This window comes from Pseudomonas sp. PA-4-8C, assembly GCF_021606625.1.
Taxonomy (GTDB): domain Bacteria; phylum Pseudomonadota; class Gammaproteobacteria; order Pseudomonadales; family Pseudomonadaceae; genus Aquipseudomonas; species Aquipseudomonas lactis.
Genome location: NZ_WKCD01000447.1, coordinates 1 through 2,597 on the forward strand (window position 1 = coordinate 1; position 2,597 = coordinate 2,597).

Below are 2,597 nucleotides of genomic sequence, written 5' to 3' on the forward strand. Positions count from 1 at the left end.
GCCTGCTGGCCAGCCTGCTCAAGCGCGACCCGCACCTGAACATCACCCTCATCGAACCTAACGACTACCACTGCTACCAGCCGGCCTGGACCCTGGTCGGCGGCGGCGCCTACGACCTGCACAAGACCCGCCGGCCCCTGGCCGATGTGCTGCCCAATGGCGTGAGCTGGGTGCAGGCCGCTGTCAGCGAAGTGCTGCCCGATGAAAGCACCCTGGTGCTCGACAACGGCCAACGCGTCACCTGGAAAAACCTCATCGTCTGCCCTGGCCTGCGCCTGGCCTGGGAAAGAATCGAAGGCCTGCAAGACACCTTGGGCCAACACGGCGTCACCTCCAACTACAGCTATGAGCACGCCGCGTACACCTGGCAGTTGGTGCAGCAGCTCAAGGGCGGCAAGGCGTTGTTCACCCAGCCGGCCATGCCGATCAAATGCGCCGGCGCGCCGCAAAAAGCCATGTACCTGTCCTGCGACCACTGGCTCAAGCAGGGCAACCTCAAACACATCGACGTCGAATTCAACCTGGCCGGTGCCGCGTTGTTTGGTGTGCCGACCTTTGTGCCGCCCTTGATGAAGTACGTCGAAAAATACAACGCGCGCCTGGCATTCAATTCCAACCTGGTGAAAGTCGATGGCCCGGCGCGCAAAGCCTGGTTTGAAGTCAAAGACGCCCAAGGTAACGCGACGGTCGAAGAGAAAACCTTCGACATGCTCCACGTCGTACCGCCGCAGGTCGCTCCGGATTTTATCCGCGAAAGCCTGCTCGCCGACGCCGCCGGCTGGTGCGAAGTGAACCCCCACAGCCTGCAACACCTGCGCTACCCGCATATCTTCGGCCTGGGCGATGTGTGCGGCACCACCAACGCCAAGACGGCGGCAGCGGTGCGCAAGCAAATCGTGGTGGTGGCCGAAAACCTGCTGGCCCTGCGCAAACAGGCGCCATTGCCGCTCAAGTACGACGGTTATGGTTCCTGCCCATTGACGGTGGAGAAGGGCAAGGTGGTGCTGGCCGAGTTTGGCTATGGCGGCAAGTTGCTGCCGACTTTTGCTCTCGATCCAACGCAGGCGCGCCGTTCGATGTGGTTCCTCAAGGCCACGCTGCTGCCGTGGTTCTACTGGAACGGCATGCTCAAGGGCCGCGAGTGGCTGACCCGCCTGAGCAAGGTGGACTGAATGCTGCTCGCCAGTCTGTTAGGGGTATTGATGGGCCTGGTCATGGGCCTGACCGGCGCGGGCGGCGGCATCCTCGGGGTGCCGGCGCTGGTGCTGGGGCTGGGCTTGACCATGACCCAGGCCGCGCCCGTGTCATTGCTCGCGGTGGGCGCAGCGGCAGCGGTCGGGGCCATCGATGGTTTACGCCATGGCCTGGTGCGTTACCGCGCGGCACTACTGATTGCCTTGCTCGGCGCGCTGTTTTCGCCGTTGGGCGTGTTCGTCGCCCACCAACTCTCGGAACCGGTGCTGATGGGCTTGTTCAGCGCGCTGATGGTGCTGGTGGCCTGGCGCATGCTGCAACGGGAAAAGCGCGAGGCCGGGCCGAGTGACCATGGCTCGGCGTCGTGGGGCCAGAAGAACTGCATGCTCAACCAGCAGACCGGGCGCCTGGCCTGGACCGCCAAATGCAGCGCCACTTTGGCAGCGTTGGGGGCGGTGACCGGCGCCGTGTCGGGGTTGCTGGGCGTGGGTGGCGGCTTCCTGATTGTACCGGCGTTCAAGCAACTGACCGACGTGCAGATGCGCGGGATCGTCGCCACTTCCTTGATGGTGGTCAGCCTGCTGTCGCTGATCGGCGTGGCCGGTGCGTTTCATGCGGGGGTGAGCATCGAGCCGGTGGGCTGGGTGTTTATTGGTGCGAGTGTCATCGGCATGTTAGCGGGACGACGGTTGTGTTCGGTGATTCCTGCGCGGGTATTGCAAGTGGGGTTCGCCAGCCTGTGCGGGTTGGTGGCGATTGGGATGCTAGTCAGCGCGTTGCTCTGACGCGGTACCGGTGCACTGTCACGAAATCTTGTACTTGGTCAGGAACCTCCTCATTGAGCACTGACACTCAGTGAACGGCCGCAAGCGTTGACACACGCGTTGCCAGGAAAACTCCTCGACTATGGACAGGCTTTTTATGACAAGCATTACCGCTGCGAGTACGCCTTTTTCGCCTCCACAGCCTACAGATGAACATCAGCCATCGCCTGTGGCGGGCGGCATCCATACGTCGATGACGACCCCACGTGTCAGCCAAGATGAACCGTTACCCGGCAACCCCGTCCCCTCGCTGGGCAACCTGGGAGGCGCATTATCCTGGTCGGTTCCCTTGACGGTAGACGAGCAGCAGCGCTTGCGTCTTATCACGATGAATCACCAGCATGCCCTTGGCGATCAGCCGCTGGTGATGCAAACCCAGGGTGGTGTGCTGGAGTTTCTGCGCTATCGCCAGCCGCTGCTGGCAGAGGCGGGCAACGACCCGGCTAAAATACTCCAAGCGCTGGTCAATTCCCCGCAAGGGCAGTTGATGGGCAAAACGCTGCAGCAAACAATGCAAGGCATTGACAGCGACAGTAGCGCGAGCGATTACCTGCTGGCGGCTATACACCTGCCGACGGG

At 62.5% G+C, this 2,597-nt stretch carries 3 protein-coding genes; all 3 read left to right on the forward strand.

Annotation, left to right across the window (positions count from 1 at the left end):
- The coding region (locus GIW04_RS29725; RefSeq protein WP_236479533.1) for an NAD(P)/FAD-dependent oxidoreductase at positions 1–1,172 on the forward strand (1,172 nt) is incomplete at its 5' end.
- Complete coding sequence (locus tag GIW04_RS29730) at positions 1,173–1,979, forward strand: sulfite exporter TauE/SafE family protein (protein ID WP_120248859.1); 807 nt, start codon at positions 1,173–1,175, stop codon at positions 1,977–1,979.
- A gap of 136 nt (positions 1,980–2,115) precedes the next feature.
- Positions 2,116–2,597: hypothetical protein (locus GIW04_RS29735; protein WP_236479534.1), on the forward strand; the 482-nt coding region annotated here is incomplete at its 3' end.